Genomic DNA, 17,852 nt, shown 5'->3' on the forward strand with positions numbered 1-17,852 from the left:
AATCAAGCACGATTAGCTGACCTGAATACTGGATTTAATAAACCTTAACGTACGAACCAATCACAAGATTCCACTAAACTGAAAACCGGTCTGAACCGGACCGATTCTGCTTGCCGCAAGTCATGCTTCGATTTTTGAGAAGTATACCTTCCGAAAGGGAGGGCAAGAACCCTAACCTAGCGATCCCATCAAATAATGCGTCTGAAACGACACCTTTCTTCCATACTTTTGGCAACCTTCGCGCTGCTCACTATCGGCTGTGCAGACCTGCTCGCAGCTGGAGGCGGGCACGGGCACGGCGAGGCTGTCGAAAGATCATTCCCTCACCCAACCTCCGAATACCTTACCGCAGAGGCTCACAAAGCCGAGGAGCTTGGGCGAGATTTGACTCTGATCGAGACGCTGAAGGTCAGAGCGGGCGTAGATCCGTTCAACGTAGTCGTTTCGGTTATCTTCTTCCTGGCGATCTGCCACACCTTCGTGGCCGGCAAGTTTCAAGCCTTGGCCCACAAGTACGAGCACGAGCATGAGCACAAGCTCAAGTCGGGCGAAATCTCCCACCCAGGAGACAAGGAGCCGGTCAGCTTTAAAGGAACCTTGTTCCACTTCCTAGGCGAAGTGGAGGCGATCTTCGGGCTTTGGGTAATTCCGTTGATCATCGCCATCACCATGTCCAAGGGCTGGCACGAGGCCGAAGCCTACGTATCTGGGCAAAACTTCACCGAGCCTATGGTAGTTGTGGTACTGATGGCTATCGCTGGTTCTCGTCCGATCGTTCAGAGCGCCGAACGCGCCGTCAGCCAAATCGCTGGTATCGGAGGTCGCTCTCCTGGAGCCTACTGGTTCTCCGTTCTCACCATCGCTCCGCTACTCGGCTCTTTCATCACTGAGCCAGCAGCCATGACCATCGCGGCCATCCTTCTCGGACAGCAGTTCTACAAGCACAACCCAAGCTCCAAGCTTAAGTACGCCACAATCGGCCTCCTTTTTGTGAACGTTTCCGTCGGCGGTACCTTGACCCACTTCGCGGCGCCTCCAGTTCTCATGGTAGCCAGCAAATGGGGATGGGATCTTCCGTTCATGTTCACCCACTACGGCTGGAAGGCCATCATCGGAATTGCCACCGCCAACGTAGTTTACTACTCGATTTTCAAGAAAGAATTCGCCACACTCAAACAAGCCGCGAGCCAGGCCCCCAAGGGCGAAGAAGAGCACTACGCCCCTGTTTGGATCGCCGCCGTGCACGCCCTCTTCCTCGTCTGGACGATTTTGACCCTGCACTACCCGCCGCTCTTCATTGGAGGCTTCCTCTTCTTCATCGCCTTCACCATGGCGACTGACCACCACCAGTACCAAATCAACATGAAGAGCCCGATGCTCGTTGGATTCTTCCTCGCCGGTTTGGTTATCCACGGTGGTCTGCAAGGCTGGTGGATCTCTCCCGTGCTTAGCTCGTTGGGCAACATTCCACTCTTCATCGGGGCGACTGTTTTGACCGCTTTCAACGACAATGCGGCGATCACCTACCTCGCCTCTCAAGTACCACTCTTCAACGAACCAGGAGCGGTGTCCGACGCCCTACGCTACGCCGTAGTGGCCGGTGCGGTTACCGGTGGTGGTCTCACTGTGATTGCCAACGCGCCGAACCCTGCCGGACAGTCATTGCTATCCAAATTCTTCGAAGGCGGCATCTCTCCGCTGAAGCTCATGATGGGAGCGCTCTTCCCAACCATCGTCATGGCTCTTTGCTTCATGCTTCTGCCAGGCTGATCGTAGCTGCAAAAAAATTCCAATTCGAAGCGCGACTCGTAAGGGTCGCGCTTTTATTGTGCCCGCTTGCTCACAGCGTCGTTGCAAAAGCGAGCACGGCACTTAACTTGCTCAATCGTATTGCTCGTGCCGCAAATGTACCTGACCGAACTTCTTCCACTCGCTGCCTCCGCCCACTCCTCAACCATCCTAGCGGACCTTGCCTGGATCATGCTGGGTGCGGCCATCGCCGCGCTAGTGTGTGCCAGAATCAAGCTGCCTCCACTTCTTGGATACCTATTCGCAGGCTTCTTCCTCGGGCCAAATCTCGGGTTGTGGCCACCGCTTGTCACTCTCTCCAACGTGCAAGACCTGAGTGAGCTGGGAGTCGTCTTCCTGATGTTCTACATCGGTCTTGAGTTCAATATCGAAAAGGTCAAAGCGGTCTTTGCACCCGCATTCACCGCCTTGATCCTGCAAACCTTGCTCATGGTTTTCATAGGCCTGCAAGCAGCGAGCTGGCTCGGACTATCGACGATGGACGGCTGGTTTCTCGGCGGTCTTCTCTCGATCAGCTCCTCCATGGTATCCGTGAAGCTGATGCGCGAAAACGGATCCTTTAACCGCCAGCATGGACAACAAGCCGTCGGCATCCTAGTATTCGAAGACATCCTAGCTATCCTTTTGCTGGTTCTGCTAAACGGAATGGCTTCCGAGGGCAGCTTCGATTATTCCGCCCTCAGCAAGACCGCCTTCTTCATCGGACTCTTCATCGTGGCCGTATTCCTGATCGGCAAATTGGGGGCGAAGCGCTTGGTCAAAATTCTGGACACCCGCGGGACCTCCGAAATGGTCACCATGGCAACACTCGGGCTCATTTTCGGAGTCAGTCTCATCGCGGAGCAATTTCACTTTTCTTGGGCCTTAGGGGGCTTCTTGGCAGGGGCGATCCTGTCGAGCTCTAAGATCGCCCATCGCATCGAGTCTCTTACCGAACCGCTACGAGATCTTTTCTGTGCCCTCTTTTTCGTAGCGGTCGGCATGCTGATAAATCCTGCCGCCCTCTGGGAGAACGCTCCAGCGATCCTCATCCTATCCGTAGTGGTTATCCTCGGCAAATTCTGCGCTTGCTGGCTGGGCTTGTTCGTAGCGGGTCAGCACGCGGATGTGGCTGGTAGGGCTGCCCTTATAAAATCGCAAATCGGGGAATTCAGTTTCGTCATCACCGCGATAGGCGCAAAATACGGAGCAACCAGTCCAGAGCTTCAATCCATCGCTTCCGGAGTCGCTTTCGTGACAATTCTCCTCACGCCAGTCCTGATTGGGAACGAGGCCAGAATCCTAGGTGCGATCCAGAAGGCGTCACCCAACGCCCTCAAGGAATTCACCCTGCTCTACGCTCAGTGGCAGGACAACCTCGAGCTCGCCTTCAACCGTAGCTTCCTAAAGCTAGCTCGGGGTCCGATACTTCGAATCGTACTCTATTTTCTGATTATCAACGCCATCATAATCGGAGCCGCCATTATCTCTTCCCATGTTGCAAAACCGGAATTCATACCGGTAAGTCAGGAACATTTCGGACAAGGCCTCTTTCTTGTTTCCCTGTTGATCAGCCTGCCGTTCTTCGTGGATACCGTACGGAACTTCAACGTGCTCGTATTGCTTTTCTCCGACGCGGCACTGAGCAAAGGGCTGTTTCAGCAATTCTCCAAAGGAGCCTTTCGCAACGTATTCAATGGTCTAATACTTCTGATTCTTCTATTCGTCTACGGGACTGTATTCCTCATCGTTGCAGCGCCTTTCTTCCCGACCGGAGCGGTATTCCTAGCCTTCGTCGGAGTTGCCTTAATTCTAGGGCTCATCTTCTGGAAACGTCTCGTGCACATGCACAATAACTGGGAAATGGCTTTTGTGGAATCCATGGAGAACGAATCGCGAAGCCAAATCGAGAAGAAGATCGAGCAAAACCTGACTCAGCTTAAGGAGAAGAACCCTTGGCACGTTCAAGTCGAAGCGGTGGACATTCAGAAAACGTCTCGCTGGAACGGACACGAGATTAAGGAAATCGATCTCAGGCGCCAAACCGGAGTAACCATAGCTGGTATTGAGCGCGGCGGTTTCGACATGACTGACATCAAGCCGCATTCACGAATTTTCCCTCAAGATAAGCTATTCCTTTTGGGCGAGCCCTCGCAGATCGCTGCCGCTCGAACTTACCTTAACCAAAAGAAAGAAGGAGCGGAATTCCAGCTTTCGCCTTTCAGATTCTCAAAAGAGATTATCCCTCCTATGAGCACTTGGGAGGGCTTATCGATTCAAGATACGCACTTGAGATCGGATCACGGCGTAACTATCGTGGGCATCCAGCGACACGGTGAGCGAATCGTAAGTCCAAGTCCCGACGAAGTGTTGCACGAGGGCGACTTGTTACTGCTTATGGGATGCGAAGATCGCCTGGCTCGAATCAGCCAATTGTTTGTGACAGAGGAGTTACCGACTGCTTCCGCTTAGGAATCCGAGCAAGCGACAAGCTGCAAGACCAGCCCTTTGAGCAACTCCAGCTCTACCGGGTTCATAGCCGTAATCGTGAGCTTGTCCGCCCCCAGAACTACTGAACCAACGCGAATGGCACTCGGTTCTTCCTCCATCGGCTCGTCATCCTCATCCTCCCCTTCCAAGGCTTGTATCGGAGGGCCAAAGGAAGGGAGAACATGCACCTCGAAAACAGTATCCTCTAAGGGATCGTATCCGAATTCTGGAGCATCGACTTCCGAAAAGAATGGGTGTTTTCTCAACGATTCAACCGCACCTCCCTTTTCCACGTCTAGAACGAAGCTAACTTGGCAGGGGTCGATCATCACTCCGCCAGATTCGCCAGAGGGTTGATCTCGATCAACGCCGTCACGCTCATCTTGAATCGAGGTACAAATATTCCAGATTTCCGGCAAGGCGGTCTGCATGGCGAGCGGAATATCCTCTAAGTTCTCATCCAAGAACTCTTCAATATTGTCCAAGATCTGACTCAAGACGTCTGGAGTTCCCACAAACACGCCCGGGATCACGTATATGTTGGAATGATGAATAAGGAAGCGACCGAACATGAGAGCTCCGACCAACAAGGGCTCTTGATCTCCAAAGTCCACATAGGTGTAAACCTCCTCTGTGTAAACGTCCTTCACGGTGTAGAAGGGTTCTCCCTCATGCGCATCCACGACCTGCACCAACAAAGCCTGGCTCTGGGCTAGCTTTTCAAAAACAAGGCGAGCATCGTTTTTGAGCCCCGTATGCTCGGGATCCTCCAATACTTCCACCAGCTCGGGATAACAATGGCCATCTAAAGCCATTCGAAGCATCGACCACTGAGTTTCGAAGGAAATCAGAGGTAGATCCCGCTCCGGCGCAAAACGACGATCCATGGCATCAAGCCGGCGCAGCCATTCGTCAGAGCCCACCGACTTTTCAAGCCACCGAGAAGCAGCGGCCAAACCTCGGCCAACGATCGCGTCGAACGCCTTGGGAGCCGATGGATTAAAGGGGTTAAAGCCGCAGGACATCGGGCAATCCAGCTCTATGACGCGGTCCGAAACGCAATGCTCGACGGTTATCGAGGAGCCGAGGGCCGGGCAGAAGCGGCGATTGGGTGTGGAAATGGGTGAGACCATGATGCTATCGCTAGATCTAGGCCTAGCATTCCATAAATCGAGCCTCAAAAAAGGGAGCGAACAAACTCTCTACCGCTTTCTCCATCTGCACGATTTCAACCAAGGAGCATCCTTGACGCTAGCGACTCGCACAAAACGCAATATTTGCGTATCCATTTTTCGCTACCAGAAACAAATTCATCTCAGTTCGTGCGGTCAAAAACACTGACAATACAGCTTTAATGTTAAAGCAAGAAGCCTGCAGCCCAGCGAACGAACGCCCTACTTCGAACTGTCCGACCCCGCTTTTTTCGAAATACAAGGATAACTGCTGCACGTTGGAATCACTCCTCTTCTCGCCGAGACTAGAAGGCTTTACTAAAAGCCCGTCAAACAAGGCTCAACTCCAAGATAAATAGCCCCCATACGCACAAAATCGTTGTCCCACGCTAAGACTATGTCCTAGTCAGCATCGTAAACCAACCAAGCAAGAAAAAGTGCCCGCCGTACCTCTCGGATTGTAATGCCTTACGGATACAAACGACAGACTCAAAGGACTACCATCAAACCCAGTAAATAATCCCGCAGAGTGAGCTAGTTCACTAGCTGGCTCGAAAACTCCGATAAACCGCATTTACTAAAAGCAAATGCCGAATCGCCCCACCTTAAATCCCGACCTCAAACGGATATCCGTCGACATCGACGGGTACGATCCGGCAGCGTCCGAGGACCAAAAGGTTACGATAAGTCTCGAGCAATTGCAGGCCGCTTTGCAAAAAGCTCACCAGGCAGGTACCGAGAACGAAAAAATAGCCGCCACCGCGTACAATCCTGAAATGTTTTTCTGGCAGCTGATGGATACCCTGCCGGACCACGTCTATTTCAAGGACCGCAGGAGCCGCTTCACCTGCGTCAACCGGGCCCAAGCTAACTTTCTCGGACTCGAGGACCCGAACGACGCCATAGGCATGTCGGATTTTGAGTTCTTTCCGGAGGATTTCGCCAGCCTCCAATTCGAGGACGAGCAGGAGATCATTCGCTCCGGAGTGGGCTATAGCCTCCACGAAGAAAAGCACATACGGGCCAACGAAAACCAGAGGTTTCTCCTATCCAGCAAGTTGCCCCTCCGCAATAGAGAGGGCGAAATAGATGGCACATTTGGCATATCAAGGGACATCACCAATCGGTATCTGGCGGAACGAGAAGTCGAACGACAAAGGAACCTTTTGGAACTGATTATCCAAATTCTTCCCTGCCGCATATTCGTAAGGGACATGGAAGATCGATTCGCCCTCGTGAACCAAACTTATTTGGACGCCCTAAAACTGAAAAAAGCCGAGGATCTCCTTGGGAGAAAGCTTTCCGACTTCACCGACGAGGCGCGAGTAGAGCAAATCCACCTAGAGGATAAGCGGGTACGCGAGGGCTATCCCATAATTGGCAAAATAGTTGAGGATCTCGGTATTTTTAACGAGGATAGCTGGATCGTAACCTCGAAAATACCTTTGCGGGGTCGCGAAGGAGAAATCGAGGGCATCGTGGGCATGACCTACGACATCACCGAGCAGAAACGGGCTGAAGAGGAAGCTCGCGAACTCTCCAGTAAACTCATGTCTAAGAACTTGGAATTCGAGGCTGAGCTTCTGGTTGCGAGGCAATTGCAGGAAACCCTGATGTCCATGGGCTTCAATAAGCATCGCTCCTATACCAAGACCGGAACCGCTTGGGAGGTCGAAGCGAGCTACTTCTACAAACCAAGCCATCACCTAGCTGGGGACTTCTTCGACCTGGTTCAAATTTCAGAGAATAAGTTAGGCGTGCTTGTGTGCGATGTGATGGGCCACGGAGTGAAAGCCGCCCTAGTGACGATGCTTTTGCGTGGGCTCATCTCGGAGCTCTCCCCTTTGCTCGACCAGCCCGCCAAGGTACTTGGCCAGATCAACAAACGTCTCTGCTCCCTCGCTGAAGACCAGGAATTCCCTCGTTTCACGACCGCGATCTACTTCACAATCGACCTAGAAAACGGTTCAGCTCGTATCGCGAATGCGGGCCACCCGAGCCCACTCTGGAAAACCCGAGATACCAAAGGCAGGGAGATCTTTGAGCCTTGCCCAGCTGGTGAAATTGGCCCCGCCCTCGGCTTGATCCCCGACTACGAGTATACGAGACACGAATTTTCCATCGAAGAAACGACAGAATTCCTACTCTACACAGACGGAATCATAGAACAAAAAGACTCTGAGGGAACGGAATTCGGAATTCAGAAGCTTGAGGAAATTCTGCTTAACAATGCAGAGAGAAGCATCGCTACTCAGTTCAGAACCATCGAGTCCGCACTGAGCAGATCAGCGGGCAGCAAGGAATTTTCGGATGACATCTGTCTCGTCGCGGTAAAGACCTCGCCCATCCGCTGATACAGAGTCAACCGTAGGCCGGATTAACCAAGAACCTTCTTCACCTCTGCAGAGGCGATTTTCATATCCAAGGCAGTGCCATGATCGGCCTTCAGCTTGGCCATCACTGCTCCCATATCCCGCATAGAAGTAGCGCCGGTGGATTCGACCGCATCCGCAACAAGCTTAGGATAAGCGTCCGCCTCCAACTTGGCAGGCAATAGATCCCTCAGCAGTTCTGCACAGGCTTCGATTTCCTTCGCCTTGTCTTCACGGCCCACCTTAGCAAATGCCGCGGCAGACTCGGAGAATTTGCCCGCTTCTTTCTCGACTACCGCAGTAGCCTTAGCTTCGGAAAAATCTTCGTTTGCTCGCACTTCCCCTTCTTGGATAGCGGCAAGGGCCGCCCCATATGCCTCGGTCGCGATCGGATCGCGAGCGATACGGGCTTTTTGGTGAAGTTCCTTGAGCTTTTCTTTCATAGGGCGGCCATTGTCAGAGCGGGACTCGCATTGGCAATGGTTAACTTCAAAGACTCCCCCGACCCTAGTTAATCTCTGCAAAAACACTTGGGGCATTTGTGCGAAAAGCTGAGTTCGTTTACCCTAAAGCCCCTTGCTGGGAAGCCGATATTTTGAAGCTGTAACGACCATCCGCATGCGTAAAACGCACAAATCACTCTTTATTTCCGGGCTCGCAGTAGCATCCTACGTCAGCTCGGCATCAACTGTAGCCGACGAATTGGCAGACCTCTCTCTCGAGGAACTCTCTGGCGTACCCATCGTCGAATCGGCGAAAAAAAGCCAGAACCTATTCGATACGCCCGCCAGCGCCTTCGTTTTCGATGAGGAAGCGATTCAGAACCTGCCAGTAGATTCCATCCCTGAAATGCTCAGGTACGCGCCGGGAGTGCATATGACTCGTGCCTCAAACGGGATTTGGGGACTCGCAGTTCGCGGCATGAACTCTCGTTTCCTGGGCAGAACCCAATTCACCGTGGATGATCAAAACCTGTACGGAACCGTATTCGCCGGTTTGTACGGAGCTCAGCACGACCTCTTTTTGGACGACGTGGCCTCAGTCGAGGTCGTCTATGGACCAGGCGGCGGGCTCTGGGGAGTCAATGCGAACAACGGACAGGTCAATGTGATCATGAAGTCAGCCTTCGAGACCGAGGGAAACGTGCTTCGGACTCAAATCGGAACCGAGCAAAACTCCGTAGCCGGACGAGTCGGCTGGGCAATCGGCGAAAAATCAGCTATCCGCGTATTTGCCAAAGCCACCCACCGTAAGGCCAGCGAATCCGACCTGTTCGAAGATGACTGGGACATTTACCGGACAGGTGTTCAATTCGATACGCGGCCGTCCACCTCCGATCTTTTTACGATCAGCGCTGAAGCTTACAAGTCGGACCTTGGCTTCGCGAACAACAGTGCCGACCTCTCCACAGGAAATTACGGTCTGAGCGTCGGCGAAGAGCTGCACCAGGGCTTCAACGCGCAAACAAAATGGACCCATCAGACCGATTCCGAATCAGGCTTCACGGTACGGAGCTGGCTCGGGTATACGGAATTGAGAGCCGCGTATGGAAACTACAACTACTCAATATGGGGACTGGAATCGAGAATGCGGAAAAAGATATCCGACAAGCAGAGGTTAACTATCACCACCACAGCTTCGGTAGACCAAGCGGAACTCCTCGATAGCGTTAACATTATATTTCAGCCCGACTACGATGAGCATAGCTACAACGCCAACGCCGGAGCGGAGTACACCTACAGCCTCATCCCCGACAAACGTGAAATTTCCGCAGGACTCTCTTCACAGTACGATTCTTACTCGGACGAAGTCGAAATCCTGCCCTCCTTCAGAGTGATGGAACGTCTCAACGAAAAAACGAGAATTTGGTTCTCCTACTCGAAGTCTACCCGATCCGTTCCGAACGGACTTAATGATTTTAGTTATTTCGTATATTACGGACTGCCAATGGAGACAGTTCAAATTCCCACGCCGTTAGGAAATATTCCTGTTTCGACACAGATAGTCGCCGCTATCGAAGGGGGAAATATGCAAAACGAACAGCAGAATTCCTACGAAATCGGATTTCGTCATCAATTTTCCGATACGTCAAACCTGACCCTCAACACCTTTTATTACGTGTACCGTGATCTTTTGGGTGCCACCGACGCCCCGATAGAGCCTGTGCTCACAGTTCCGAACCCTTACCTGCTCACTCCTTCTTACGTCGAAAATTCGGCCGAGGGAGAAGCATATGGGTTCGAACTCAGCTGGGATGCGGCGTTGAGCAAGAAATTCGAAGTAAAATTGAACTACGCATTCCTGCAGGACAGTTTTCAAGCCATCCTCTCTGGCGTTGAGAATCCCGCCTATATTCTCTTCCAATTAGGCGACGTTAAGAACCTAGACAACAACGCTCCCGAGCATTCAGCTTCAGCCTGGCTGCTAACCAACCTATCGGAAGAGTGGCAATTCGATCTAGGACTGAGGGCTACCTCCTCCTACACAAACCCCGAATTCAAGCAACCTAGCATATTCCAATCAGATGCCAGACTGTCATGGAACCCCAACGACACTCTACGACTTTCATTAGTCGGTCGAAACTTGCTGGACCCTCGAACTGACGAAAGTCATCTGCGGCACAATATTGGATTCGGTACCGAACAAGCAAGAGAGCTCTCAGTAGAGCTACGCTACGAATTCTAGAAAGGAGGACGAAGCAATGAAATATCTTAAAAACACAATCCGCCTCCTGAGCCTGATCGCTCTTACGATCTTTTTTGAAAATACAGTATCCGCTCAGTCTCTACAGGACGACACAATTAGAGCAAACTATCTTATCCGATTCGTCGACTTCATCCGGTGGGAAAGACCACTGAATGAACCGGTAAGTATCGGAGTAATGGGATCTCCCTCCCTACTCCGCGAACTCAATAGTATCGCTGCTGAAAAACAGAAAAGCGGACGCGAGTTCCGCATCTCTGAGTTCACTGTGGAGAAAGACGAATCTACCTACGACCTCATCTACGTCGCATCAGGCCGGAAACAGGTCTGGCAAGAAATCATCTCCAGAGCTCAGGCCTCCTCAGTAGTCTCAGTCAGTGACGAAGCGGGCTTTTTGGACGCGGGTGGCTTGATCGAATTCTCGGTCCAGAAAAACCGACTACGCTTTTACCTAAACCTCGATGCCGCCGAGGACTACGGCGTTAACCTCAGCTCAAAGCTAATCCAGCTTTCAGCTAAATAGACAGAATGGCTATGAGTATACTAGATAAACGCCATAACACTGTTGCCTTCGCCTCGCTCGCTCTGCTCGCTGCACTTCCTTCAGTACAGGGCAATACTTCCGGCGAGGATCTAAGCGAACTCTCACTCGAAGAGCTCGCGAACGTACCAGTCGTCGAATCGGCTAAAAAAAATCAAAAGCTCTTCGACACACCAGCAGGCGCTATCGTCTTTAACGAGGAAGAGATTCAGTCACTTCCCGTGGACTCGCTTCCTGAACTTCTACGTTACGCTCCCGGTGTAAACATCGTCCGCGCAACAAATGGCGTATGGGGTCTGAGCATACGAGGAATTAACTCTAGGTTTCTCGGGCGGGCACAGTTTACCGTCGACGATCAAAATCTATACGGCAACGCATTTGGTGGTCTGTACGGAGCTCAGCACGATCTGAGTATGGACGATATAGCATCGGTAGAAGTCGTCTACGGCCCTGGAGGCGGACTCTGGGGGGCGAACTCCGCGAACGGGCAGATAAACGTAATCCTGAAATCAGCGCTTGAAACAGAGGGCACAGTCTTACGCACGCAAGTTGGCACCGAACAGTCATCCGTATCCGGGCGAGTGGGTTGGGCCATCGGAGACAAATCCGCAATCCGTGTATCCGCCAAATCAATGCACCGCACAGCAAGCGAGTCTGATTTTGTAGACGACACTTGGGATACTTACAGACTTGGCGTCCAGTTCGACACCCGCCCGTCGAGCGCAGACCTTTTCACCATAAGCGCGGAGGCTTACAAGTCAGATCTTGGATACACAAGAGATGGGGCCGATCCCTCGCAAGGAACCTATTGGATCGATCAAGGAGCTGAAATCCACCAAGGCTTCAACGCCCAGACAAAGTGGCTGCGCCAAATCGACGCGGAAAATGGATTCACCATTCGTAGCTGGGCTGGATACACAGAAATGCGAGCCCCCTACGGAGATTTCGATTTTTCCATCGTAGGTGTAGAGGGTAAAGCTCGTATGTCGATCAACGACAAGCAGCGTCTGGTTTTCCGAACTTCAGTAGCAGTGGACAATATCGAGTTCTACGAGAGTAGTTCAGTGCAGTTCAAATCCGACTACGAACCTCACACCACATACGCTAGTTCAAGTGCCGAATATTCTATCGATCTGACGGAATCCCTACAGGCATCAATCGGCTTGACCGCCCAATACGACACCTATTCGGAAGAGACGGAATTGCTTCCCTCTCTTAAATTGGTAAAACGATTAGAGAAGGACTCTAGGCTATGGCTTTCAATTTCAGAGTCCACTCGCTCCGTTCCAAACGGAATGGACGACTTGTCGAACTTCGTCTTCTTCGGAGCGCCAATGGAGACCATTACCATTCCGACTCCATACGGAAACGTTCCGATCTCCACTCAGTTCGTGACGGCTCAAACCGCGGACGACATTGAAAATGAACATCTCGATGCCTATGAAATTGGATACCGTACCCGCATAAGCAATACGAGTGACTTTGTCTTAAACGTTTTCTATTACGAATATCGAAACCTCATAGGATCCTTGGACGGAGGCGTATTTCCAGTCTTCACAGGTGCGATTCCCTATTTGGAAATATCCTCTACCATATCGAATTTCGCGCATGGACACTCCTCTGGTTTCGAGGCGACTTACTCGACTCAGATCAACAAGAAGATCGATGCGAACATAAGCTACTCATACCTAGCCGATTCCTATACACCGATACTAGCGCCCGGAACAACTTTGGCGGATTCTCCACTTCAGTTTTCTGACCTTCAAGTGTTAGACAATGGGGTGCCAAACCACATCGCCTCCGCGTGGATTTTCGCTCAATTGAACGACGATTGGCGATTAGACCTAGGCTTCCGTGCAAGCTCCTCCTTTACCAATTCTCTCTATAAGCAGTCCTCCATCTTCCAATCGGACATAAGACTTAGCTGGAACCCACGAGAAAACACCAGACTGTCCCTTGTGGGTCGTAACCTGTTGGATCCCAAAACAGACGAGAGCATGCTGCGCCACAATTTCGGATACGGAACCGAACAAGCAAGAGAGCTTTCCCTAGAGCTCAGGCTAGAATTTTAACGCGAGGATATCACCATTAAAACACGAGCAAAACTATTCCGCGTATTCGCTTCCATCCTGGTTCTGTTTATTTCGACAAACCTAACCTTTGGACAATCGCTTCAGGATGACAGTCTGAGAGCGAACTACCTTATTCGATTTGTGGATTTCGTTCGCTGGGGTAGACCCATGAACGAACCAACGACCATCGCAGTTCTGAACGCTCCCAGTCTGTACCGAGAACTTTTGTCAATCGCCGAAGCCAAAAGGTCTAGCAACCGCGAATTTCGTATCATTGAAATCCAAGCTACAGCTGACCTCAAAGGCGTAGACCTGGTATTTTTCGGAACGGGAACACAGACTAGATGGAACGAGCTTATTGATAGAGCACAACTGGAATCAATCGTCACCGTCAGCGATCAGACGGGCTTTATGGATGCCGGTGGATTGATCGAGTTTTCAATCCATAAAAACAGACTTCGGTTCTCATTGAATTTGGAATCTACGGAAACTTACGGAGTGGATCTGAGCTCGAAGCTCATCCAACTATCCGCACGATAGCGATGAATTGGACACCAAAGAAGCTATTAAAACCATTTTTGTCGCTCGGGGTTTCCAAGAAGATCCTCCTCGCAACAACTGTATCCAGTTTCATAACGCTTTCTCTGTTTACCGTATTCGAGGTATATCGAGTCAACTCGCTCTTCACAGAGAAAAAGATCGAGCAGATTGCTTCAATCGCTTCTATTCTTGAGAGCTACAATGAAGCGCCATTGGGCTTCGGGGATCCTTTTGCTGCAACTGATTACCTAGCGCAACTGGACAAGGAAGCAGACATCACCAACGCCATTTTGTACGACACAAACTCTGCTGTTTTTGCGAAGTATCAAAGAGAACCGTCAGAATCGACTCTCCCCTTCCCGGATTTCAAAGGGGCCAAAATCGGGTCTGACTATATTTTGTACGCGATCGAGGTGGAGCTGGAGGGCGAGATGCTCGGCACATTGCTGGTAGAAGCAGACACCTCGTCGATCAAGAAACAGCTACAGCAAACAATCACGGTCGCAGTCCTCTTGTTGATAGCCGGAACCGTCATCGCTTTCTTTATAGGTTTAGGTATACAAAAATTGATCACTGACCCTCTCAAGGAGCTGGAAACGATCGCGAAAAAGGTGTATCAAGATGGAGACTACACCTCGCGTGCGGTAAAACGATACAGCGATGAAGTCGGATCTCTGACCGATAGCTTCAACTTCATGATGGAGTCGGTGCAAACCCGCGACAAAGAGATTCAGGAGAACAACCGCGATCTGGAATTGGAAGTAGCGGCTCGTACCATAGAGCTCCGCACCGCCATGGAAAAGGCCCAGGCTGCCAACAAGGCTAAATCCGAATTCCTCTCTACCATGAGCCACGAGCTGCGTACGCCCATGAACGCCATCGTCGGCATGGCAAGCTTGCTGATGGGCAAGGATCTCGATGAAGAACGCCAGAGCTACGTTAAGATCATTCACTCAAGCTCCGACACCCTCCTATCGCTCATAAACGACGTTCTGGACTATTCTAAAATCGAAAGCGGAAACCTCGACCTCGAGAGGGAGCCGTTTGGCCTATTAAACTGCATCGAAGAGGCGATGGATATTGTGGCCGCTCCGAGACGCGACAGCGCGATCGAATTCATGGTCACCATCGATCCTAAACTTCCTGCCGTGATCGAGGGCGACGTTACTCGACTGCGACAAGTTTTGATCAACCTCCTTGGAAATGCGGTTAAGTTCACCAGCGAGGGTCACGTCTGGCTGGAGGCTAAATACTGCACGCCCGACGAAGGAGTTTCCAAATACGTGGAAATCGCTGTCCACGATACGGGCATCGGTATTCCCGAAGATCGCAAGCACCGCCTCTTCCAAACCTTTTCTCAAGTTGACTCGTCGATGACCCGCCGTTTCGGAGGCACAGGTCTCGGTCTCGCTATTAGCCAAAGGCTAACCAAGGCAATGGGCGGTCTCATAGAAGTTGAAAGCAAGGTCGGCGTGGGATCGACCTTCCGTTTCTCCATTCCGATCATAACTGATGAATCGACTCCACTTTCGAACTATCCGAGCCCCAATCCTAACAAGATCCCCTTCACGGTTAAGCTGGCGATTCCTTCCGAACACTTGAAAGCGTCAGTACAGGAAATCTTCGAATCCTGGGACGCGACTATCGTAGACGATCAACAAGAGGCAGACGTGGCCATCATCTACACGGCTCACCTTTCCGATCCTGAAGAAGCTAGCGTTTTTGTAGTCGAAGAGTCCAACAAGCTTCAGCCGGACTCGCACAAGGTGCTGATTTGTCATCCAAGATGCAGAGACTCCGGTAATCGATTCGTTGGCAAAACTGTATTTACCGCTCCCATACATATCAGCGACCTGCGCTCAATCGTCCAAAATATTGTTGGGCAGGAAAACGAGGAGGTTGAAAAGAAAAACAGCAAGCTCGGTCCGGTGGGTGCCATAAAGGACGCCAAAATCCTTTTGGCAGAGGATAACAAGCTGAACCAGAAAGTCTTCAAGCTGATCATGAAGCGGGAAGGCTATCAGATCGACATCGTTAACGATGGAGCGGAAGCCCTAGCCGCCATTCTTCGCAAGCCCTACGATCTCGTCTTTATGGATCTCCAAATGCCAGTAATGGACGGCTTGGAGGCTACTCGCACCATTCGCTCGACTGGAGACAAGATCGCACAACCGTGGATCATTGGCTTCACTGCGAACGTGGAGGCAGACGCCGCTCCGGCAATTAGGGCAGCCGGGATGAACGACTACCTCCCCAAGCCAGTTAAAGATAGGGACATACGTTCCGCATTGAAAAAATATATCGAAAGTCGTGGGACCTAAGGCGATTTGCCGCTCGCTCTGAAAGGGCCTTTCTTTTCAAACTATCGAGATGGAAAGCGATCCCTCTGCCCGTTCGAACAAGTCTTGGTTAAAGTTCATACTCCTCGGCATCGTCCTAGTGGGCGCTTATTTTCTAAACGTCGAAATTCAAACTCGGCTTGGCGAGAAGGCCCTCGCCGCAGTTCCAATCGAAAAGCACAGCTTAGACCAAGCATTCAACAAGGCCAGAGCGGAGAATAAATTGGTTATCGCTGACCTATCAGCCATCTGGTGCCCCACCTGCAGAAGTCTGGACAAGAATCTATTTTCGAACCCAATCGTCAAAGAGGCGATCGACCAAAACTATGTCTTCGCTCGCATCGAATACGAATCGCCCGAGGGCGAGGCTTTTCAGCAAGTCTATAACGTCCGCTCCTTTCCCACCCTTCTCATTCTGGCCCCCTCCGGAACTAAGATAAAAGAGCTGCCCATCACGACTGACCCCGACGAGTTTCTCGCTGAGATATAGCTGACTCAGTCATCAACGAAACGGTACGAGTCACCTCGAACCTTCTGTTTCAGGTTCCCAAATGGTGCTGAGGAACGTTCGGACAAAAAGCGCACCGCGGCTCTATCAAGCGCGTAAATATGGGCGCAGCCAACGCTCGTCCTGATCGCAAAAGAGCGTTTTTTCCTCAAAGTCCAGAAATCCAAACTATGGCGCGAGCGATGCTGAATCGAAAACCCAATCGTAATACCTTTATTTCCTTTTGTATTACCTAATAAACAAACCGAACGACCACAACCTATGAAGTTCACTCGCTTAGCGAAAAGCGCCCTCGCCACTGTAACCCTCCTTGCCTCCCTCCCTTTGACGCAGGCTGAACCTCTAAAAATCGGATATTCCGACTGGCCAGGATGGGTCGCTTGGGAAATCGGTATCGAAAAGGATTGGTTTGCCGAAGAAGGAGTGGAAGTTGAATTCCTCTGGTTCGACTACGTCGCATCAATGGACGCCTATGCTGCTGGCCAGCTCGACGCGGTCACCATGACCAACGGTGACGCCTTGGTCACAGGCGGTACTGGCAAGCCTTCTGTAGCAATTATCGCTGGCGACTACTCTAACGGAAACGACATGATCGTAGGAGCTCCGGGAATCGAGTCCCTCGAGGATCTCGTGGGCAAGAAAGTAGGCCTGGAAGAAGGCTTCGTTATTCACCTACTGCTTCAAAAGGGCATGCAGATGCACGGCATCGAAGAAGGAGCGATCGAAATAGTGAATACGCCAACCAACGAGACACCACAGGTGCTTGCTTCTGGTGCGGTAGACGCTATCGGAGCATGGCAGCCAAATTCGGGACAAGCGCTCAAGACGGTTGCTGGTTCGAAGCGTATCTTCAGCTCCGCGGACGCTCCTGGTATCATATATGATTTTCTTTCCGTCTCTCCTGAAAGCTTGGAAGCTCGTCGCGACGATTGGATGAAAGTCGTCAAAGTCTGGTATCGAATCGTCGAATACTTGCACGATGAGGACAACCTCGACGAAGCTCTTAGCATACTCGCAGCCCGAGTTTCCGTTAAACCAGAAGAGTATGAGCCATTTTTCGACGGCACCTACATCCTCTCCCTCGATGAAGCCCTCGCCGCTTGGGAAAAAGGACCAGGACTTGATTCAGTATACGGTTCTACCTTGATCGCCGATGAGTTCAACGTTGCTCAAGGCGTATATGAAGAGGCTCTCAATACCGAACAGTACCTCGACCCAAGCCTCACCATCGAGTACGCTGAAGGCCTCGAAAAGTAATCGAATCAAGGCCCGCCTGTAGCGGGCCTTCTTACTTGAAGAGAAGAGTATAAAAATTTAAGCGAGCCGG

The 17,852-nt window shown here is 51.4% G+C and carries 12 protein-coding genes; 10 read left to right on the plus strand and 2 right to left on the minus strand.

All coding sequences use genetic code 11. From position 1 onward, the window contains the following. Positions 1-195 precede the first annotated feature (195 nt). Together H5P27_RS19080 and H5P27_RS19085 are read left to right on the plus strand one after the other, a co-directional pair. Positions 196-1,770, plus strand: coding sequence for a putative Na+/H+ antiporter (locus tag H5P27_RS19080; protein ID WP_185662019.1), 1,575 nt, complete (start codon positions 196-198; stop codon positions 1,768-1,770). Positions 1,771-1,905: 135 nt separating this feature from the next. Further along, positions 1,906-4,260: a cation:proton antiporter domain-containing protein gene (locus H5P27_RS19085; RefSeq protein ID WP_221774794.1), complete on the plus strand. Its 2,355-nt coding sequence runs from the start codon at positions 1,906-1,908 to the stop codon at positions 4,258-4,260. On the opposite strand, the gene H5P27_RS19090 is transcribed toward H5P27_RS19085, so the two are convergent. Further along, positions 4,257-5,411 (minus strand): hypothetical protein, encoded by a 1,155-nt coding sequence (locus H5P27_RS19090; RefSeq protein WP_185662021.1) that lies wholly within the window; start codon positions 5,409-5,411, stop codon positions 4,257-4,259. The two genes, H5P27_RS19085 and H5P27_RS19090, sit on opposite strands and share 4 nt — an antisense overlap. Before the next feature lie 626 nt (positions 5,412-6,037). Here H5P27_RS19090 and H5P27_RS19095 point away from each other — a divergent pair. Continuing rightward, complete coding sequence (locus tag H5P27_RS19095) at positions 6,038-7,804, plus strand: SpoIIE family protein phosphatase (RefSeq protein ID WP_185662022.1); 1,767 nt, start codon at positions 6,038-6,040, stop codon at positions 7,802-7,804. Between the two features lie 23 nt (positions 7,805-7,827). On the opposite strand, the gene H5P27_RS19100 is transcribed toward H5P27_RS19095, so the two are convergent. Beyond that, positions 7,828-8,265, minus strand: a complete 438-nt coding sequence (locus H5P27_RS19100) for a GatB/YqeY domain-containing protein (protein ID WP_185662023.1) — start codon at positions 8,263-8,265, stop codon at positions 7,828-7,830. Positions 8,266-8,440: 175 nt separating this feature from the next. On the opposite strand from H5P27_RS19100, the gene H5P27_RS19105 reads away from it, so the two are divergent. The 7 genes from H5P27_RS19105 to H5P27_RS19135 all read left to right on the plus strand — a co-directional run bounded on the left by H5P27_RS19105 (position 8,441) and on the right by H5P27_RS19135 (position 17,782). Further along, on the plus strand, positions 8,441-10,507 hold the full coding sequence (locus H5P27_RS19105) for a TonB-dependent receptor plug domain-containing protein (protein ID WP_185662024.1): 2,067 nt from the start codon (positions 8,441-8,443) through the stop codon (positions 10,505-10,507). A 16-nt stretch (positions 10,508-10,523) separates the two neighbouring features. Next, positions 10,524-11,048, plus strand: coding sequence for a YfiR family protein (locus tag H5P27_RS19110; protein WP_185662025.1), 525 nt, complete (start codon positions 10,524-10,526; stop codon positions 11,046-11,048). Between the two features lie 11 nt (positions 11,049-11,059). Continuing rightward, positions 11,060-13,138 (plus strand): TonB-dependent receptor plug domain-containing protein, encoded by a 2,079-nt coding sequence (locus tag H5P27_RS19115; protein ID WP_185662026.1) that lies wholly within the window; start codon positions 11,060-11,062, stop codon positions 13,136-13,138. Between the two features lie 114 nt (positions 13,139-13,252). After that, positions 13,253-13,678 carry a YfiR family protein gene (locus H5P27_RS19120; protein WP_281384378.1) on the plus strand — a complete coding sequence of 142 codons (426 nt, stop codon included), beginning with the start codon at positions 13,253-13,255 and terminating at the stop codon, positions 13,676-13,678. 2 nt (positions 13,679-13,680) lie between these two features. Continuing rightward, entirely contained in the window at positions 13,681-15,999 is a 2,319-nt protein-coding gene (locus H5P27_RS19125) for an ATP-binding protein (protein WP_185662028.1), read from the plus strand. Between the two features lie 49 nt (positions 16,000-16,048). Further along, positions 16,049-16,507, plus strand: a complete 459-nt coding sequence (locus tag H5P27_RS19130; RefSeq protein ID WP_185662029.1) for a thioredoxin family protein — start codon at positions 16,049-16,051, stop codon at positions 16,505-16,507. A 279-nt stretch (positions 16,508-16,786) separates the two neighbouring features. Further along, positions 16,787-17,782, plus strand: coding sequence for an ABC transporter substrate-binding protein (locus H5P27_RS19135; RefSeq protein ID WP_185662030.1), 996 nt, complete (start codon positions 16,787-16,789; stop codon positions 17,780-17,782). Positions 17,783-17,852 lie beyond the last annotated feature (70 nt).

The sequence above is a fragment of the Pelagicoccus albus genome (genome assembly GCF_014230145.1).
Classification (GTDB): domain Bacteria; phylum Verrucomicrobiota; class Verrucomicrobiia; order Opitutales; family Opitutaceae; genus Pelagicoccus; species Pelagicoccus albus.